Below are 17,278 nucleotides of genomic sequence, written 5' to 3'. Positions count from 1 at the left end.
ATCGGGTACGGAATATCCCGCAAGAAACAGGCTGACAAAGGTTGCGCCAAAGCAATCGCCAGCGCCTGTAGGATCAACCACCTTCACCGGATACCCAGCCACATGATGTTGTTCGTCTTTTGAATAGTAACTGGCTCCACGGGCGCCACGTTTAATGATGACATGGGCAATTCCACGCTTGTGAAGCCTTGCGACAATTTTCTCTTCATCGCGGGATTTGCTCAGGCCGAAATAATCCAGTTCGCCATCGCTTGGCAGGAAGAAATCCGTGTAATCAAGAATATATTCAAAGGCCTGCGACATTTCGCGGATCTTTAGCATCTCTTTACGGATATTAGGATCGAAAGAAATTGTGCCACCATTTTCTTTTACAATGCTAATCGCCTTGCGTACGGCATCGATCAAACGAAAGGAAAATAATGACGATCCCATAATATGAAAGTGGCGATATTGCCTGAGTAATGTTTCATCAAGGTGGTCGGCACTCAGCAAACCGCACGCACTGTCCGGCATGTTGAAAATAAAATCTCGCTGGGCCTGGCTTCGGTAGCTGACAAAAGCACTACCTGTTGTGGCGTTCGGCAGTACGGAAATTCCCTGTACATTTACGCCATCGCGCGACAATCGGGTAATATTCATAACGCCAAAGGCATCGTTGCCAACACAGCTAAACAACAATGAACGAAAACCAAGTTTAGCAACCTGATCGGCAAATATGGCAGGCGCCCCACTGGGATACGGCCCCCAAAATTCCCCCGGTGAGGAAAATCCCTGGTTCTCTTTTTTTGCCAGAAACTCGACGAGCAATTCACCCAATGTTGCGATTGTTATGTTCATGCGTTGTCCTTCATCTTGCCTGATGCAGGGTCGGGTTTATCCAGGTCAGACATTCGTTATTGGTATAGCTGTTGGTTAAGCCGTCGGCCAGAAACCGTGAGTGGTACTCAGCGGCGACAATCTGTGGCGTAATAATCGCGCTCAGCGTATTCAGTTTTCCTACCGGATAACGCGCCACATCATGAATCGGACGCTGCGCCACCACGGCAATACTCTGTCCACTAAGGCGCAGGCATTCACTTAGCAAAGCAGCTGCACTTTCGTTTTTCACGTTGAGCGTGCCATCCTCGCTGATATGGTCCACCATCACCAGACAACATGACGGTTGAAATTGTTGCAAAGATTGGATGGCGATTTCGCCCCCCAACGCCTGACCACTATGCCCCAGTACACCGCCCAACAACACAATTTCACCATCGATATAATCACGGGCCGGTGCAACATGGCTAAGATCGTTGATGATAAGGCACAGATCCCGATAATCGCCCAGGAAAGGAAGCGCTTTACGCAACACCTCTCCGGCCCCCAGAAACACGGTATCGTCGTCGCAGACCAGACGGGCAACTTGCTTAGCCAGTTCAAGCTCTACGCTATGCTCTAACGCCTGCGACTGCACCACTTCATGGCTTACCGCTGCTCTGACGGGTTGGGCCGTGTAAATCGCTCCGCCAAAGGAGCGTTTCAGATAGCCTTGCTGCTCCAGGTAATTGAGATCATTACGGATCGTTACCCCTGAAACCGATAACATTTCAGCCAAATCGTCTACTTTTATTTCGCCGTTTTTACGGACGATTTCGGCAATGTCCAGACGCCTTTTCAACAGGCTGGTAGATGGTTTTGCCACAACATACCCTTTTTTTCCGCTTCGTCGGGAAGTTATCCCGTGCTTTAACTTTCATTTTTAAACTTCTGACAGGGGATGTCAATTTTGCACCACGTCACCGAATGCTCAATGGAAAACATCACAATAAAATCAAGTAATTATAGAATTTTCATATCTTCCATTTACTTACAAAACAAAATTTAAATCCACACTTTTTCTTTCATTTAAGAAAAATTATCCTGCTTTTGTGTTGATGATCACAATCATGTGTGGCAATGATCGTTACATTACTTTCAAAACGAAGGTTATTTTTATTTTAAACTTTAATTTCGAAAGTTATAAACGGAGACCACTATGTTCATTATTTCCAGTAAAAATATGCTCCAGAAGGCCCAGCATGCAGGCTATGCCGTGCCAGCCTTTAACATCCATAACCTGGAAACCTTGCAGGTGGTGGTAGAAACCGCCGCAGAAATGCGCTCACCGCTGATCGTTGCCGGAACACCAGGCACGTTTAGCTATGCCGGAATGGGTAACATTGTGGCGATCGCGGGCGATCTGGCTCGTGAATACAATCTGCCACTGGCCATTCATCTGGATCATCATGAATCGTTAGCCGATATTGAAAGCAAAGTTATGGCAGGGATCCGTTCAGTCATGATCGATGGTTCCCACTTTCCCTTTGAAGAGAATGTGGCGCTGGTGAAAAGCGTGGTCGATTTTTGCCATCGCTACGACACCAGCGTGGAGGCAGAACTGGGCCGCCTTGGTGGGATCGAAGATGATTTAGTGGTAGACAGCAAAGATGCCCTTTACACCAATCCACAGCAAGCACGTGAGTTTGTGGCGCGCACCGGCATTGATTCGCTGGCGGTTGCTATCGGCACGGCACACGGCATGTATGCCGCTGAACCTAAACTTGATTTTGAGCGACTGGCAGAAATACGCGCTCTGGTGGATATCCCTCTGGTATTGCATGGGGCATCTGGTTTGCCGGAAAGCGATATTCGCCAGGCCATCAGCCTTGGGGTATGCAAAGTCAATGTTGCCACCGAACTGAAAATCGCCTTCTCCGACGCCTTAAAAGAGTATTTCCTACAAAACCCGAAAGCCAATGATCCCCGCCACTATATGCAACCAGCAAAACAGGCGATGAAAGAGGTGGTACGCAAAGTAATTCATGTTTGCGGCTGTGAAGGGCAACTGTGAGGAATCGCCTGTGATCTACACGCTAACACTTAATAGCGCGATTGATATGAATATATTTAGCGATCCTTTACAGCCAAATATTGTCAATCGCACTCACCACACCGAGTTTTGCCCAAATGGTAAAGGGGTAAATGTTGCGCTGGTTCTGGATCACTTTCAAATACCTGCGCATATATTAGGCATTTTTGGTGGTTTCACCGGGCATTATATTGTAGAAAGCCTGCGTACCCGAAAAATGCCAGTCACACCAGCATGGGTAGAAGAACCCACGCGGATTAATATTTTCATTCATGACGGTAAGCAGGAATATAAACTGGTCAACCCTGGCTCATATATTCCAGATGAATGTAAACAACAAATTATCACGATTATTTCGCAACTGCCCGATGCAGACTATCTGGTGATAAGCGGCAGCCTGCCACAAGGTATTGAAAGCCGCTTTTACGCAGAAATCATGCATATTTGTCAGCAAAAAAATATCGGCGTAATTTTAGATATTAGTCATCCGTCATTACGTCAGTTACTGGAGTTCAAACCGTTATTAATTAAACCAAATGATGAAGAGGTTAAAGCAATATTCGGTTTAACTGTCTCTGACGACAATGATGCGAAAAATACTCTAACCACTTTACATGCACTTGGTGCACAAAATGTTCTGCTAACCCTTGGCGCTAAAGGAATGTATTTCTCCAATGGGATTGATTACTGGTTTTGTAGCGCGCCAACGGTTGATTTGGTGAGCTCCGCCTGTGCAGGCGATGCTGCACTGGCCGCCTTTCTCAGCCAGTGGTTATCTACAGGAGAAGTGGAATATGCCTTATCTCTTGCCAGTGCAACAGGAGCTGATGTCGCAAGTTCTGCCGGACTAGGCCAACTTGCGGCAATAGAAACCTTACTTTCGCAAATCCACGTCAGAAAGCTGTAGGTTAAATTACAATATAAGGTCTGCTTATGAAAAAGATCATTGCAGTGACCGGCTGCCCTACCGGTATTGCGCATACATTTATGGCTGAAGAAGCCTTAAAAAATGCCGCGAAAAAATTATCTGTTGAAATAAAAGTTGAAACCAATGGTGCCAGTGGCGTTGAAAATGCTATTCAACCTGCTGATCTGGTAGATATTGCCGGAGTCATTATTGCGGCGGATAAAGATGTCTTACCTGATCGCTTTAATGGTTTACCGGTTATTGAAGTACCGGTAAAAGAAGCAATCCATCATCCTGCGGAGCTGATTAACAAAGTTATTAATGGTGAAGCCCCAATACGTAAAGGCGAATCAACCACCAGCACGGAAATTATCGAAAAAGAATCACTGGGGCGACAAATTTATAAGCACCTGATGAGTGGTGTTTCAAATATGCTACCTTTTGTAGTTGCCGGAGGCATATTAATTGCGGTGTCGTTTTTATGGGGGATTTATTCCGCTGATCCTAATTCAGCTGAATACAATGCAACCGCCGCAATGCTAATGAAAATCGGTCAGCAAGCCTTTTCGATTATGGTTCCGGTCTTTACCGCTTATATTGCATTCTCTATTTCTGGCAGACCAGGGATGGTGGCTGGATTTGTCGGCGGCTTACTGGCAAATGCTACCGGCGCAGGATTTCTTGGTGGGATAATTGCCGGATTCGCCGCCGGTTACCTGATGTTATGGGTAAAGAATCGACTCGAAGGCTTACCGCGTCAGTATGAAGGCCTGAAATCGATTTTTATTATGCCGCTCATTGGCGTACTGGTTATTGGCGTGTTGATGTCGCTGCTTGGGCAACCTGTCGCAGCTATCAATAATAGCATGATGAACTGGCTGGCATCGCTACAGGAAGCGAATCCAATATTGCTGGGTATTGTGGTGGGTGCAATGTGCTCCTTTGACTTTGGCGGCCCGGTAAACAAAGCCGCTTATGTCACCGGCACGCTTTTACTGGGCCAAGGCAACTTCTACTTTATGGCTGGTGTGTCTGCCGCATGTATTACTCCACCACTGGTAATTGCTCTGGCGACCACCTTCTTTCCAAAAGGTTTTAGCGAGGAAGAACGTGCCGCAGGCATGGTTAACTATATCCTCGGTTGTACACACATCACTGAAGGCGCGATTCCTTTCGCAGCGAAAGATCCTTTGCGTGTCATCCCGATGATGATGATTGCTTCCAGCATTTCCGCAGTACTTAGCTACAGCTTGCGTATTCAGGTTCCGGCTCCTCACGGCGGCTTCTTAATTTTACCTTTGGTGAGTCAGCCGCTGGTCTGGGTGTTATGTATCCTTGCGGGCTCTGCATGTGGTGCGGTGATGCTTGGCCTATGGAGATTGTGGGCTGTGCGCAAAAATTCAGTCAACACAACTCCTGTAGCAAAGGCTGGAGGTCAGAATGCAGCTCTGTGAACACGATATTTTTATCAGCGATGAGCGCCTCGATAAAGTCACCGCTCTGCACCGTGTGGTGGAAAAGTTATCTGCGGCTGGCAATACCACGCCTGACTATTTACGCGGCATGTAGGATCGCGAAGCACAGATTACCACTTATCTGGGAAATGGAATCGCGATCCCACACGGTACGCCAGAATCTCGCGATGCGGTATTACAAACCGGTGTAAAGGTAATCGTTTTTCGCCACGGCGTTGACTGGGGTGACGGCAATACCGCGTATCTGGTCACCGGAATTGCCGCGCGCTCCAATGAACATCTTGAGATTTTGCGCCAACTGACTCGCGTGCTCAGCGATGACGCTATTCTGCAAGCACTGGCTAAAGCCGTTTTACGGTTTCTGGTTTAGCTGTAAAAGTTTTCATTAAAAGCTTACCCAAATAAATAAGTTACACGTTGGTGAACACCCAAACGTTTTAAATAGTTGAGGTTCACACGACAAAGTCCGGTAAACCTACCCCCTCGGATATGTTTGGCCGGCACAGAGAAAGTTTGGGAAAAAACTCTCTTGTAACGTGGGGTCGCAGGATTATAGAGAAGTCCAGGTCAAAGATCGACCCCTTTTTGCGATTTGCCGCGGGTTTTATTCAGGCCTGGTTCACCCTCCGGTAGGGGAGGTTGCACAGATATGATACCGCACAATGCCGGGGCGCTGCGCTTGTCCGGCTTACGGCATATGCTCCCGCTTGAGATACTCCGCACTCTGCATCTCTTGCAGGCGTGACAGACAGCGCTGAAATTCAAACTTGAGGCGCTCCCCCTGATAAATCTCATATAACGGCGCGGCGGCGCTGACCACCAGCTTAACGTGGCGCTCGTAAAACTCATCCACCAGCGCAATAAAGCGGCGCGCTTCGTTCTCCATCAGCGGCGTCATGACAGGCACGTCAAACAGCAGAACCGTGTGAAATAACCTTGAGAGCGCAATGTAATCATGCTGGCTGCGGGCCTCGACGCACAGCGTAGCGAAAGAGACCGCTAGCGTTTGGTTTTCAACGCCCAGGGTGGATAAAGGGCGATGATTGATTTCCAGCGTCGGAGCGTGCTCGCGCGCGGCCCCCGCTAACGCCAGCCACAGTTTATCCATTTGCCGCCGGGTTTCATCATTAAGCGGCGTTAGCCATAAATGGGCCTGCGTCAGCGTCCGCAGTCGGTAATCGACGCCGGCGTCCACATTCATAATGTCGCAGTGCTGTTTAATGGCATCGATAGCCGGCAGGAAGCGGGCGCGTTGCAAACCGTTGCGGTAGAGTTCATCCGGCGGAATATTGGAGGTCGCGACCAGCGTAATGCCGCGTGCAAAAAGCGCTTTCATTAAACCGCCCAGCAGCATGGCGTCGGTAATATCGGTGACGAAAAACTCATCGAAACACAGTACGTCCGTCTCGGTTTTAAACCGATCGGCAATAATGTCTAACGGATCGATCTGTCCCTGTAACGCGGTAAGTTCTTCATGCACGCGCAGCATAAACCGATGAAAATGCAGACGTAGTTTTCGCTCGCCCGGCAGGCTGTGGTAGAAGAGATCCATGAGCCATGTTTTGCCGCGCCCCACGCCCCCCCACATATACAGCCCGCGAACCGGTATTTGCGCGTCCGGTTCGTTTTTGCCTAATAATTTCCCCAGTCGCGCTATCAGACCGCCGGGTAGCGTAGCCGACGATTTTTTCGCGGTGAGCGCCTGATAAAGGGTTTCCAGACGGTCGACCGCCTCTTTCTGTACGTCGTCAGGCTGATGGGTGCCTTCGTTGAGTGCCTGGAGATAACGCGATGTAGGGGAAAGGCTTTGCATAATGTTATTGTTATTCCTTGAAAATCGATGTGCCGTCGTTCACGGCTGACGAAAAAAAGGCCGTTCTACACTACGCGATATGCTGTCGGGATTCCACTTCTACGGAATTAGCGGTTATAGTGGCATAATCAGGCGCGGGCATGGAGCCTGGAGCCAACACCCTACGGAAACATAAGACAACGGGAGATGTTCATGACCTGGGAATATGCGCTAATTGGATTAGTCGTCGGTATCATCATTGGTGCCGTGGCCATGCGTTTTGGTAATCGTAAGTTACGTCAACAGCAGGCATTGCAGTACGAACTGGAAAAAAACAAAGCTGAGCTGGAAGAGTACCGTGAAGAGCTGGTTAGCCACTTTGCCCGCAGCGCGGAACTGCTGGATACCATGGCGCATGATTACCGCCAGCTGTATCAGCATATGGCGAAAAGCTCCAGCAGCCTGCTGCCGGAAATGTCTGCGGAGTCGAATCCGTTCCGTAACCGTCTGGCGGAGTCTGAGGCGAGCAACGATCAGGCGCCAGTACAAATGCCACGTGATTATTCTGAAGGCGCGTCTGGCCTGTTACGTAGCGGCGCAAAGCGCGATTAATCGCACGCCGTTAAGAAATTTATCGGGCGCATCGCTTGCGCCCTCTCTCTATCTTTCCTGTCCCAGCTATTATCATTGTTACCAGGCTGAAAATTCAATAACATCAATCTGTTTTGAATTGTCTATCCGTTCATCCAAGGTACGAGAGCAGCATCCATGAAAAAACACACCCAGCTGTTAAGTGCATTAGCGTTAAGTGTCGGGTTAACTCTTTCGGCGCCGTTTCCAGCCCTTGCATCGATACCAGGCCAGGTGCCAGGCCAGGCGACGCTGCCAAGCCTTGCCCCTATGCTGGAGAAAGTGCTGCCTGCTGTCGTCAGCGTAAAAGTCGAGGGAACCGCCGCCCAGAGCCAAAAAGTGCCGGAGGAGTTTAAAAAATTCTTTGGCGAGGATCTGCCAGACCAGCCGTCCCAGCCGTTTGAAGGACTCGGTTCGGGGGTGATTATCGATGCCGCGAAAGGCTATGTATTAACCAATAATCATGTGATTAATCAGGCACAGAAGATCAGTATTCAACTGAATGACGGACGCGAATTCGACGCGAAGCTGATCGGCGGCGACGACCAGAGCGATATCGCTCTGTTACAAATTCAGAACCCCAGCAAGTTAACGCAAATTGCCATCGCCGATTCCGACAAACTCCGCGTCGGCGATTTCGCCGTAGCGGTCGGTAATCCGTTTGGTCTTGGGCAAACCGCCACCTCCGGGATTATTTCAGCGCTGGGACGCAGCGGGCTTAATCTGGAAGGGCTTGAGAACTTTATTCAAACCGATGCCTCTATTAACCGCGGCAACTCCGGCGGTGCGCTGCTTAACCTGAACGGCGAGCTGATCGGGATTAATACCGCGATCCTCGCGCCAGGTGGCGGGAGTATCGGCATTGGCTTTGCTATTCCTTCCAATATGGCGCAGACGCTGGCGCAGCAGTTGATTCAGTTCGGCGAAATCAAACGCGGATTGCTGGGAATTAAAGGCACTGAAATGACCGCTGATATCGCCAAGGCATTCAAACTGAACGTTCAGCGTGGCGCTTTTGTCAGCGAGGTTTTACCCAATTCAGGTTCGGCGAAGGCCGGGGTGAAATCCGGAGACGTGATTATCAGTCTTAACGGTAAGCCGCTGAATAGCTTTGCCGAACTGCGTTCACGTATCGCCACCACCGAACCGGGCACGAAAGTGAAGCTGGGCCTGCTGCGCGATGGTAAGCCGCTGGAGGTGGAAGTCACGCTGGATTCCAATACCTCTTCTTCCGCCAGCGCCGAAATGATCGCCCCGGCGTTGCAAGGCGCGACGTTGAGCGACGACCAGCTGAAAGACGGGACGAAAGGCGTTAAGGTTGATAGCGTCGAAAAAAGCAGTCCTGCCGCGCAGGCCGGTTTGCAAAAAGATGATGTTATCATCGGCGTTAACCGCGATCGTATCAGTTCTATCGCCGAAATGCGCAAAGTGATGGCGGCAAAACCGTCCATCATTGCTCTTCAGGTAGTACGCGGCAACGAGAACATTTATCTATTGCTGCGCTAATCCTGTCTTAAACCGGGCATCAGCCTGCGATGTGATGTCCGGTTAACTCATGGTATGCTGCTGCCGTTCCCTTTTTTAACGACGCCTCCATCATGTTTGTGAAGCTCTTACGTTCGGTCGCAATAGGTTTAATTGTCGGCGCTATTCTGTTGGCCGTCATGCCTTCTTTGCGCAAAATTAATCCTATCGCCGTCCCGCAATTCGACAGTACCGATGAGACGCCAGCCAGTTATAATTTTGCGGTTCGCCGCGCCGCGCCTGCCGTCGTCAACGTCTATAACCGCAGTATGAACAGTACCGCGCATAATCAACTGGAGATCCGCACGCTGGGTTCCGGCGTGATCATGGATCAACGCGGTTATATTATTACCAACAAGCACGTGATTAACGATGCCGATCAGATTATCGTCGCGCTACAGGATGGCCGCGTCTTTGAAGCGCTACTGGTTGGCTCCGATTCGCTTACCGATCTGGCGGTGCTGAAGATCAACGCCACTGGCGGGCTGCCTACCATCCCGATTAATACAAAGCGTACACCGCATATTGGCGACGTCGTACTGGCTATCGGCAACCCATATAATCTGGGACAGACCATCACCCAGGGGATCATCAGCGCAACGGGTCGTATCGGCCTGAACCCGACGGGGCGACAGAATTTTCTCCAGACCGACGCCTCGATTAACCACGGTAATTCCGGCGGCGCGCTGGTCAACTCGTTAGGCGAACTGATGGGGATCAACACCCTCTCTTTTGATAAGAGTAACGATGGCGAAACGCCGGAAGGCCTTGGTTTTGCGATTCCTTTCCAGCTAGCCACGAAAATTATGGATAAGCTTATCCGCGACGGTCGCGTGATTCGCGGCTATATCGGTATTGGCGGACGAGAAATCGCGCCGCTGCACGCGCAGCAGGGTAGCGGCATGGACCCGATTCAGGGCATTGTCGTTAATGAAGTGACGCCAAACGGCCCCGCCGCGCTTGCCGGTATTCAGGTTAATGATTTGATTATTTCGGTCAATAATAAACCCGCCGTGTCCGCGCTGGAGACGATGGATCAGGTGGCGGAAATCCGCCCGGGCTCCGTCATTCCGGTCGTGGTAATGCGGGATGATAAGCAGCTCACGTTCCAGGTGACAGTGCAGGAATACCCGGCGTCGAACTAAAACGACGCTGCTTTTGCCCGCGTCGTTCGACGGCTAGTCAATAAAGACTGGCCCTGCCGGAAAATGCGCCAGGAAACTCGTGAAGATCAGCAGAGCGGGGAGACTTTTCTCCCCGACGGCCTCTTCACGCAGCGCCTTATCGAGTGCCAATAAGCCAGACTCGCCCCCTTCCCCCAGAATGCCACCCATCCAGAGCAGTCGTTGCGCCTGTTGACGCGCATACTGCGATGCGCTTTTCCAGGCGACCAGATGCAGCAACGTTTGTAACAGCAGGATCCGAGACGCGTGACCATCGCGTTGTAATCGCCTGAATACGGGTAATGCAATACTACGTACCGTCGAGAAACCGCTCGCCGCTTCCTCCTCAATCGGCGATAAACCAACAGCCGCCTGTTTGACGAAATCGCATAACTGATTGTGTGTTAATGGCCGCTCGCCTGCGCTCATATACCCTGCGGCAAAACAGAGTAACCCGATCCCCTGAGCCCAATCGGTTGATGGCAGAATCCCCTGCGGAACATTCGGTGCCGACGTCTGTGCGGCACAAAGCCCCTCGTCGTAACACTGTGCAAAACGTTGCTCATATATTGCTGAGTTGACGCCAGACCACGGCAGCAAATGCAGCGCTGGCTCAAGCTCAGTTATCTGATTCACCGTCTCAACAACATAACGCAAGATGGTTTCTCTGGATGGCATGGATGTACCTTGCCGAAACGCAACCATTTCACTCATTACTGTGTCCTCATTTTGCGGGAGCAGAATCACTGCTCCCGATTAGATTGGATTACATTGCCAGCACGTACTTGAGCATCACGCCCGCGGCTATCGCCGAGCCAATCACCCCGGCCACGTTCGGGCCCATCGCGTGCATCAGCAGGAAGTTCTGCGGGTCCGATTCCAGCCCCACTTTGTTCGACACCCGTGCAGCCATCGGCACCGCCGACACCCCCGCCGAACCGATAAGCGGGTTGATTTTGTTCTTACTGCACAGGTTCAGCAGCTTCGCCATCAGCACCCCGGCCGCCGTCCCGATACCAAAGGCAATCACCCCCAGCAGCAGAATGCCCAGCGTCTGCGGCTGCAGGAACTTGTCCGCCACCAGCTTGGCGCCAACGGAAAGCCCCAGGAAAATGGTGACGATATTAATCAGCCCGTTCTGTACCGTGTCGCTCAGACGCTCCACCACGCCGCTTTCGCGCATCAGGTTGCCAAAGCAGAACATCCCCAGCAGCGGCGCGGCGTCCGGCAGCAGCAGGGCCACCAGCATGAGCAGCACCACCGGGAAGAGGATTTTTTCCCGCTTGCTGATGGTGCGCAGCTGCACCATGCGGATTTTCCGCTCCGTCTCCGTGGTCAGCGCCTTCATAATCGGCGGCTGGATTAACGGCACCAGCGCCATATACGAGTACGCCGCCACCGCAATGGCCCCCAGCAGCTCCGGCGCCAGCTTGCCCGACAGGTAAATGGCCGTCGGACCGTCCGCGCCGCCGATAATGCCTATCGCCGCCGCCTGCGGCAGGGTGAAGGAAATCAGGCCGAAGTAGTTCAGCGTCAGCGCCCCGAGCACCGTAGCGAAGATGCCGAACTGCGCCGCCGCCCCCAGCAGCAGGGTGCGCGGGTTGGCCAGCAGCGGGCCAAAGTCGGTCATCGCGCCCACGCCCATAAAGATGACCAGCGGCGCGACGCCGGAGCCAATCGCCACTTTATAGAACAGCGCCAGCACCCCCGGCGTGTAGCCCATGTCCACCGCCAGGTTCTCCATCTGGCTCTGCACCGACGGCAGGGCCAGCGCTAATGCCTCTTTAATGGCGTGCACGTCCGGCGCGCAGTTGAGCTTCGCGGCAATCACCGCCAGCTGCCCGGCGTCGTGGTGCGCCAGCAGGCTTTCCAGCGCGGTCAGCGCCATGCCCGCTTCCGGGATGTTGGAGAGCAGCCCGCCGAAGCCAATCGGCAGCAGCAACAACGGCTCGAACTTCTTCGCTATCGCCAGCCACAGCAGCAGCAGGCTGACCAGCAGCATGATGGCCTGGCCTGCGCCAAGGTGCATCAGCCCCATGCCCTGAAGCAGGGCGTTCAGACTTTCCATTTCCGCTCCTCGTCCTTACGCAAGCGTCATCAGGGTGTCGCCGACGGAAACCGCGTCCCCGGACTTCACCGCAATACCGCGTACCGTCCCGGCCTGCGCGGCGCGGATTTCGGTCTCCATCTTCATGGCTTCCAGAATCAGCAGCACGTCGCCTTCGGCCACGCTCTGGCCTTCAGTGGCAATCACCTTCCAGATGTTGCCCGCCAGCGGCGCGGTGACCGGGGTGCCGGCGCCTGCCGGGGCGGTGGCAGGAGCAGAAGAGGCAGCAGGAACGGCAGCAGTCAGCTGGCTGATATCGCCACCGTCGCTGACCTTCACCACAAAGGCTTTGCCCTCTACTTCGACGGTGTAGATACCGGAAGCGGCGGGTTTTGCCGCCGGGGCCGGTTTCGTGCTTTCCGCCTGCGGCAGTGGCTCAAACGCCGCCGGGTTGTGGCGGTTCTCAAGGAATTTGAGACCAATCTGCGGGAACAGCGCCACGGTGAGGACGTCGTCGATGGCGTTTCCCGCAAGCTGAATGCCCTTCTCCTGCGCCAGGCGCCTGACGTCGGCTTCCAGTTCAGCCAGCTCCGGCTTCAGCAGGTCCGCCGGGCGGCAGGTCACCGGAGCGCCCCCTTCCAGCACGCGGGCCTGTAGCGCGGCGTTGACCGGCACCGGAGTGTGGCCGTATTCGCCTTTCAGAATGCCGGCGGTCTCTTTGGCGATGGTTTTGTAGCGTTCGCCGGTCAGGACGTTGAGCACCGCCTGGGTGCCGACAATCTGCGAGGTCGGGGTCACCAGCGGGATAAAGCCGAGGTCCTCGCGCACGCGGGGGATTTCCGCCAGCACCTGGTCGAGTTTGTCCGCCGCGTTCTGCTGCTTCAGCTGGCTTTCGAGGTTAGTGAGCATTCCGCCCGGCACCTGGGCCACCAGAATACGGCTGTCGTAGCCCTTCAGCTGGCCTTCAAAGGCGTGATACTTTTTGCGCACCTCGCGGAAGTACGCGGCGATGCTCTCCAGCTTCAGGATATCCAGACCGGTGTCATGCTCAGTACCGGCAAGCGTCGCCACCAGCGCTTCGGTGGCCGGGTGGCCGTAGGTGGCGCTCATGGAGGAAATCGCCGTGTCCACGCCGTCAACGCCCGCCTCGATGGCTTTCAGCAGCGCCATCTCTGCCATCCCGGTGGTGGCGTGACAGTGCAGGTGCAGGCGCACCTCAAAACGTTTTTTGATTTCGCTGACCAGCTCATACGCCGCCATCGGCGTGAGAATGCCGGACATATCCTTGATGGCAATCGAGTCAACGCCGGTTTCCAGCAGTTGCTCCGTTAAATCCAGCCAGGTCTGCAGGGTGTGGGCCGGGCTGGTGGTGTAGGAGAGCGTGCCCTGGGCGTGCGCGCCGTGGCTGCGCACCGCCTGCAGTGCGGCTTTCATATTGCGCGGGTCGTTCATGGCATCGAAGACGCGGAACACGTCCATGCCGTTTTTCACCGCGCGTTCGACGAAGCGTTCCACCACGTCATCGGCGTAGTGGCGGTAGCCGAGCAGGTTCTGGCCGCGCAGCAACATCTGCAGGGGGGTTTTGGGCATGGCCTTTTTAAGCTCGCGCAGGCGGACCCACGGGTCCTCGCCGAGAAAACGGATGCAGGCGTCAAAGGTGGCGCCGCCCCAGCACTCCAGCGAGCCGTAGCCCACGTCGTCGAGCTGAGCGGCAATCGGCAGCATATCGTCAAGACGCAGGCGGGTGGCGAAAAGGGACTGGTGGGCGTCACGCAGGACGACGTCGGTAATGGCAATGGTCATGGATCCCTCCGGAAATTAAGCGTTAAGGCGGTGATGGTGAATGGCGGCGGCAATCACCGGCTTTAAGCGGGTGAAGTCGTCCACGACGGGAACGGCGCGCGGTGCGGGCGCGGCGACGGGTTCCGGGAAGAAGCGAGTAATCACGGCAGACATGCCGCGAATGGCAAAGATGAGCAGGAACAGAAAGCTCAGTACGAACCCCATCCCTAAAAACATCAGGGTGAAACCTTCACCCAGTAGTACAGCTTCATTCATGAATCATTTTCCATAATGAGAGGCACGACGGTGGCCTTGACGACAACCTTCCTGGTGAATCCGGCTAAGGAGTAGAGTGGATTTCCCTTGGCCACCTCTGGCTTTGGCCTCTACTTTTCTCCAGGTCGTTTGCGGCAAAGACACCGCCGTGCGTTTTTTTACACCATCATGCTGAACACGATGCTGGCGATAACCAGCACAATACCGCCGCCCAGACGAGAGGAAATTTGTGCATATGAAATGAGATTCATACGGTTACAGGCGGAGAGCACTTCCAGATCGCCGGAGCCGCCGCGGTTGGCCATACAAAGACCCGCAGTAATGGATGATTCAATCGGGTAGAAGCCAATCAACCAGCCCCCGATAGCTGCGCCAACGACTGCGCCGACCACGATGATCGCGGCGATAACGACGTTCGCGAACGTCAGGGCATCGATGATCTCTTGCAGATCGGTGTAGCAAACACCTACACCTACCATCAGCACCCACAGCAGTTGTTTGGAGAAGAAGTCAGAAAGACGTTTCGCCCCGGCTTTAATCTCCGGTGAGCAAAGACCTGATGCGTTCAGCGCAGCAACAATCAGAACCATCCAGGCGAAGTAGTGAATAGAGACGCCGCCGATGCTTGGCAGAATTTTCTTGGCAACAACATAGGCCAGCAGGAAGCAAGTGGTGGATAACACCATGCCAACCGCCGTTTCACGATGGGTAATCTGACCGGCCTTTTCATCATCTTCGGTTTTGAAGGAAGCCTTACGAACCAACTCACCTTCACCGCTAAGCCAGGTGTATTTTTTGCCTATCATATCGAGGAGGGCGGCGAAAATAATGGCGAAGATGTTTGCGATGGTCAGAATGGCGATAGCCGTTGAGTAGTACTCTTCGCGAGAACGTCCGGTAACCGAGTGATAAATTTCAGACAGAGGCACGGCGCCCGCGCCGTTACCACCGCCCATAATCGGCAGAACGTACAGCATCATGATACGGTCGACCGGGATACCGAAGCACAGACCAATGACGATACCGAAAAGGGACGCGCCGACAATCCCGGCGAGGATGGTTGGGATATAGCCCAGCAGTGATTTTAATAGCAGCTTACGGTTTACCGACAGGATAGCGCCTGTGATCAACACTGCGATAAACAGGTTAAGGAAGTTGCTTTTATCCATTACGTTGCTGATCGCATCAATTTCTTTCTGCGTAAATATGCCAGCATAGACAAAATAAGCTGCAACCAGAAATATCATAACCGGTGCGCCGCCAATATATTTATTGAAGATCGGTAAACGTTTGCCGATTTCACCAAAAATGGCCCCCATCACAAACATAAGGGCAAAACCACCGACTAAGTCAGTAGGTATAGCATTATAAAAATGAGAAAGTAATAAAGTAATTAATGCAAAAGCATAAAGCGGTAGCGGCATACCAAAGATTTTGAATCTGAGTAAATCGCTAGCCCCCTTTCTCTCCGTAGCCGAAGCCTGGGTCATGTTGGTCATAAACATTTTCCTGTGTATTGATGGGTAACAAGACCTGCGCATACTAATAAATTCAATGAACCGTGAGATGTGACTATCTTCACTGAATGGTTGTGTTTTTAATTAATTTAATTGTTTTTATTAACTCTGATTAATTAAAGAAATAAAAACTATAAAGGTCATAAAGGCAGCGGGGAAAGTGTGATGTCTATTCCAGACGAATAATATAAACACTGGCGAAATATGCGGCGTTATTTGCTGACGGATGCTGAATAGAGTGAATCTGATATTTAAACGCATTTATTTGCAAAAGGATGTATTGCGTCGCGAGTCGGTCGCCATGTTTCTGGAGGGCGAGGGACTCGCCCTGGAAGACGATTGTGAAATCGCGGTATGCGCATATTGGCGGGGTGAGATAGTCGGGTGCGGTTCTCTGGCCGGGAACGTACTGAAATGCATCGCCGTTTCCCCGGTTTTACAAGGGGAAGGGCTCAGCCTCAAACTGCTGACTGAGTTGCTTACATTGGCCTACGAGTTAAACCGCAGCGAGCTTTTCCTGTTCACTAAGCCGCAAAATCGGTTGCTGTTTTCTGGCGCGGGGTTTTGGCCCATTGCGCAGGCAGGTCAGCTGGCGGTGTTAATGGAGAACAGCAGTGAACGGTTAGCGCGCTTTTGTCGCCAACTGGCGCTTTATCGTCAACCGGGAAAAACGATCGGCGCCATCGTCATGAACGCCAATCCGTTTACCTTGGGCCACCGTTATCTGGTGGAGCAAGCGGCTGCGGCCTGTGACTGGCTGCATCTGTTTGTGGTCAAAGAAGATGCTTCATTTTTTTCCTATACCGACCGTTGGGCGCTGATCGAACAAGGAATCGCGGGTATTGACAACGTCACGTTGCATTCCGGCTCCGCTTATATGATCTCGCGTGCGACGTTTCCCGGCTATTTCCTCAAAGAAAAAGGGGTTGTGGACGACTGCCATTGCCAGATCGATCTGCAACTCTTCCGTGAACATCTGGCTCCAGCGCTGGGGATTACCCATCGTTTTGTCGGCAGTGAACCGTTTTGTCCTCTGACCTGTGCCTATAACCAGCGAATGCACGACATTTTACACGATCCGAAGCGCAGCGGCCCGGTTATTGAGGTCGTCGAGCTGGCGCGGGTGGAGAAAAACGGCACGGCTATTTCCGCCTCTCGCGTCAGAAAACTGTATACCGAACGTAATTGGCCGGCAATAAGCGCGCTGGTGCCTGCTGGCACCCTGGCATATCTGCAGCGGCATGCCGCCAGACACACTGAAACCATATGACGTAACAC

The 17,278-nt window shown here is 52.8% G+C and carries 15 protein-coding genes and 1 pseudogene; 8 read left to right on the top strand and 8 right to left on the bottom strand.

Going from position 1 to position 17,278, the window contains the following annotated elements:
• The coding region (locus ACLD3P_RS12460; RefSeq protein ID WP_411006705.1) for a sugar kinase at nucleotides 1-837 on the bottom strand (837 nt) is incomplete at its 3' end.
• A gap of 10 nt (nucleotides 838-847) precedes the next feature.
• Nucleotides 848-1,681: a DeoR/GlpR family DNA-binding transcription regulator gene (locus ACLD3P_RS12455; RefSeq protein ID WP_001118363.1), complete on the bottom strand. Its 834-nt coding sequence runs from the start codon at nucleotides 1,679-1,681 to the stop codon at nucleotides 848-850.
• A 333-nt stretch (nucleotides 1,682-2,014) separates the two neighbouring features.
• Between ACLD3P_RS12455 and ACLD3P_RS12450 the strand changes: the two genes are divergently transcribed.
• The 4 genes and pseudogenes from ACLD3P_RS12450 to ACLD3P_RS12435 form a co-directional block, all read left to right on the top strand.
• Nucleotides 2,015-2,869 (top strand): tagatose bisphosphate family class II aldolase, encoded by an 855-nt coding sequence (locus ACLD3P_RS12450; protein ID WP_000469985.1) that lies wholly within the window; start codon nucleotides 2,015-2,017, stop codon nucleotides 2,867-2,869.
• A 10-nt stretch (nucleotides 2,870-2,879) separates the two neighbouring features.
• Nucleotides 2,880-3,794 (top strand): 1-phosphofructokinase, encoded by a 915-nt coding sequence (pfkB, locus tag ACLD3P_RS12445; protein ID WP_001520582.1) that lies wholly within the window; start codon nucleotides 2,880-2,882, stop codon nucleotides 3,792-3,794.
• A gap of 26 nt (nucleotides 3,795-3,820) precedes the next feature.
• Entirely contained in the window at nucleotides 3,821-5,248 is a 1,428-nt protein-coding gene (locus ACLD3P_RS12440) for a PTS fructose transporter subunit IIC (RefSeq protein WP_411006704.1), read from the top strand.
• Nucleotides 5,235-5,618 (top strand): annotated as a pseudogene (locus tag ACLD3P_RS12435) (PTS sugar transporter subunit IIA); the annotation flags it as partial. The gene ACLD3P_RS12440 and the pseudogene ACLD3P_RS12435, both read left to right, overlap by 14 nt.
• A gap of 339 nt (nucleotides 5,619-5,957) precedes the next feature.
• On the opposite strand, the gene zapE reads toward ACLD3P_RS12435, so the two are convergent.
• The gene (gene zapE, locus ACLD3P_RS12430; protein ID WP_316970196.1) at nucleotides 5,958-7,082 is read right to left on the bottom strand and encodes a cell division protein ZapE; all 1,125 of its coding nucleotides are present in this window, start codon (nucleotides 7,080-7,082) and stop codon (nucleotides 5,958-5,960) included.
• A 192-nt stretch (nucleotides 7,083-7,274) separates the two neighbouring features.
• Between zapE and zapG the strand changes: the two genes are divergently transcribed.
• From zapG to degS, 3 genes are all read left to right on the top strand, one after another.
• Complete coding sequence (gene zapG / locus ACLD3P_RS12425; protein WP_001519074.1) at nucleotides 7,275-7,673, top strand: Z-ring associated protein ZapG; 399 nt, start codon at nucleotides 7,275-7,277, stop codon at nucleotides 7,671-7,673.
• Nucleotides 7,674-7,829: 156 nt separating this feature from the next.
• Entirely contained in the window at nucleotides 7,830-9,197 is a 1,368-nt protein-coding gene (gene degQ / locus ACLD3P_RS12420; protein ID WP_411006452.1) for a serine endoprotease DegQ, read from the top strand.
• Nucleotides 9,198-9,289: 92 nt separating this feature from the next.
• Nucleotides 9,290-10,360: an outer membrane-stress sensor serine endopeptidase DegS gene (degS, locus tag ACLD3P_RS12415; protein ID WP_000497705.1), complete on the top strand. Its 1,071-nt coding sequence runs from the start codon at nucleotides 9,290-9,292 to the stop codon at nucleotides 10,358-10,360.
• Between the two features lie 33 nt (nucleotides 10,361-10,393).
• On the opposite strand, the gene ACLD3P_RS12410 is transcribed toward degS, so the two are convergent.
• From ACLD3P_RS12410 to citS, 5 genes are all read right to left on the bottom strand, one after another.
• Complete coding sequence (locus ACLD3P_RS12410; protein WP_000602033.1) at nucleotides 10,394-11,125, bottom strand: triphosphoribosyl-dephospho-CoA synthase; 732 nt, start codon at nucleotides 11,123-11,125, stop codon at nucleotides 10,394-10,396.
• Nucleotides 11,126-11,144: 19 nt separating this feature from the next.
• Nucleotides 11,145-12,446 (bottom strand): oxalacetate decarboxylase subunit beta, encoded by a 1,302-nt coding sequence (locus ACLD3P_RS12405; RefSeq protein WP_131046574.1) that lies wholly within the window; start codon nucleotides 12,444-12,446, stop codon nucleotides 11,145-11,147.
• Nucleotides 12,447-12,461: 15 nt separating this feature from the next.
• On the bottom strand, nucleotides 12,462-14,228 hold the full coding sequence (gene oadA / locus ACLD3P_RS12400) for an oxaloacetate decarboxylase subunit alpha (protein WP_411006451.1): 1,767 nt from the start codon (nucleotides 14,226-14,228) through the stop codon (nucleotides 12,462-12,464).
• A gap of 15 nt (nucleotides 14,229-14,243) precedes the next feature.
• Entirely contained in the window at nucleotides 14,244-14,483 is a 240-nt protein-coding gene (locus ACLD3P_RS12395) for an oxaloacetate decarboxylase subunit gamma (RefSeq protein ID WP_001001155.1), read from the bottom strand.
• Nucleotides 14,484-14,641: 158 nt separating this feature from the next.
• On the bottom strand, nucleotides 14,642-15,982 hold the full coding sequence (gene citS, locus ACLD3P_RS12390; RefSeq protein WP_024797394.1) for a citrate/sodium symporter CitS: 1,341 nt from the start codon (nucleotides 15,980-15,982) through the stop codon (nucleotides 14,642-14,644).
• A gap of 244 nt (nucleotides 15,983-16,226) precedes the next feature.
• On the opposite strand from citS, the gene citC reads away from it, so the two are divergent.
• On the top strand, nucleotides 16,227-17,270 hold the full coding sequence (gene citC / locus ACLD3P_RS12385) for a [citrate (pro-3S)-lyase] ligase (RefSeq protein WP_411006450.1): 1,044 nt from the start codon (nucleotides 16,227-16,229) through the stop codon (nucleotides 17,268-17,270).
• The last annotated feature ends 8 nt before the right edge of the window (nucleotides 17,271-17,278 follow it).

The organism is Salmonella sp. 741265073_HBA, from assembly GCF_046569105.1.
In the GTDB taxonomy this organism is placed as follows: domain Bacteria; phylum Pseudomonadota; class Gammaproteobacteria; order Enterobacterales; family Enterobacteriaceae; genus Salmonella; species Salmonella enterica.
This window is presented reverse-complemented; position numbering and strand designations above follow the sequence as displayed.

What these genes read in the sequence shown, in the direction of transcription:
- ACLD3P_RS12450 (WP_000469985.1), top strand. Translation starts at nt 2,015, where the DNA reads ATGTTCATTATTTCCAGTAAAAATATGCTCCAGAAGGCCCAGCATGCA.
- ACLD3P_RS12440 (WP_411006704.1), top strand. Translation starts at nt 3,821, where the DNA reads ATGAAAAAGATCATTGCAGTGACCGGCTGCCCTACCGGTATTGCGCAT.
- zapE (WP_316970196.1), bottom strand. Translation starts at nt 7,082, where the DNA reads ATGCAAAGCCTTTCCCCTACATCGCGTTATCTCCAGGCACTCAACGAA.
- zapG (WP_001519074.1), top strand. Translation starts at nt 7,275, where the DNA reads ATGACCTGGGAATATGCGCTAATTGGATTAGTCGTCGGTATCATCATT.
- degQ (WP_411006452.1), top strand. Translation starts at nt 7,830, where the DNA reads ATGAAAAAACACACCCAGCTGTTAAGTGCATTAGCGTTAAGTGTCGGG.
- degS (WP_000497705.1), top strand. Translation starts at nt 9,290, where the DNA reads ATGTTTGTGAAGCTCTTACGTTCGGTCGCAATAGGTTTAATTGTCGGC.
- ACLD3P_RS12405 (WP_131046574.1), bottom strand. Translation starts at nt 12,446, where the DNA reads ATGGAAAGTCTGAACGCCCTGCTTCAGGGCATGGGGCTGATGCACCTT.
- oadA (WP_411006451.1), bottom strand. Translation starts at nt 14,228, where the DNA reads ATGACCATTGCCATTACCGACGTCGTCCTGCGTGACGCCCACCAGTCC.
- ACLD3P_RS12395 (WP_001001155.1), bottom strand. Translation starts at nt 14,483, where the DNA reads ATGAATGAAGCTGTACTACTGGGTGAAGGTTTCACCCTGATGTTTTTA.
- citS (WP_024797394.1), bottom strand. Translation starts at nt 15,982, where the DNA reads ATGACCAACATGACCCAGGCTTCGGCTACGGAGAGAAAGGGGGCTAGC.
- citC (WP_411006450.1), top strand. Translation starts at nt 16,227, where the DNA reads ATGCTGAATAGAGTGAATCTGATATTTAAACGCATTTATTTGCAAAAG.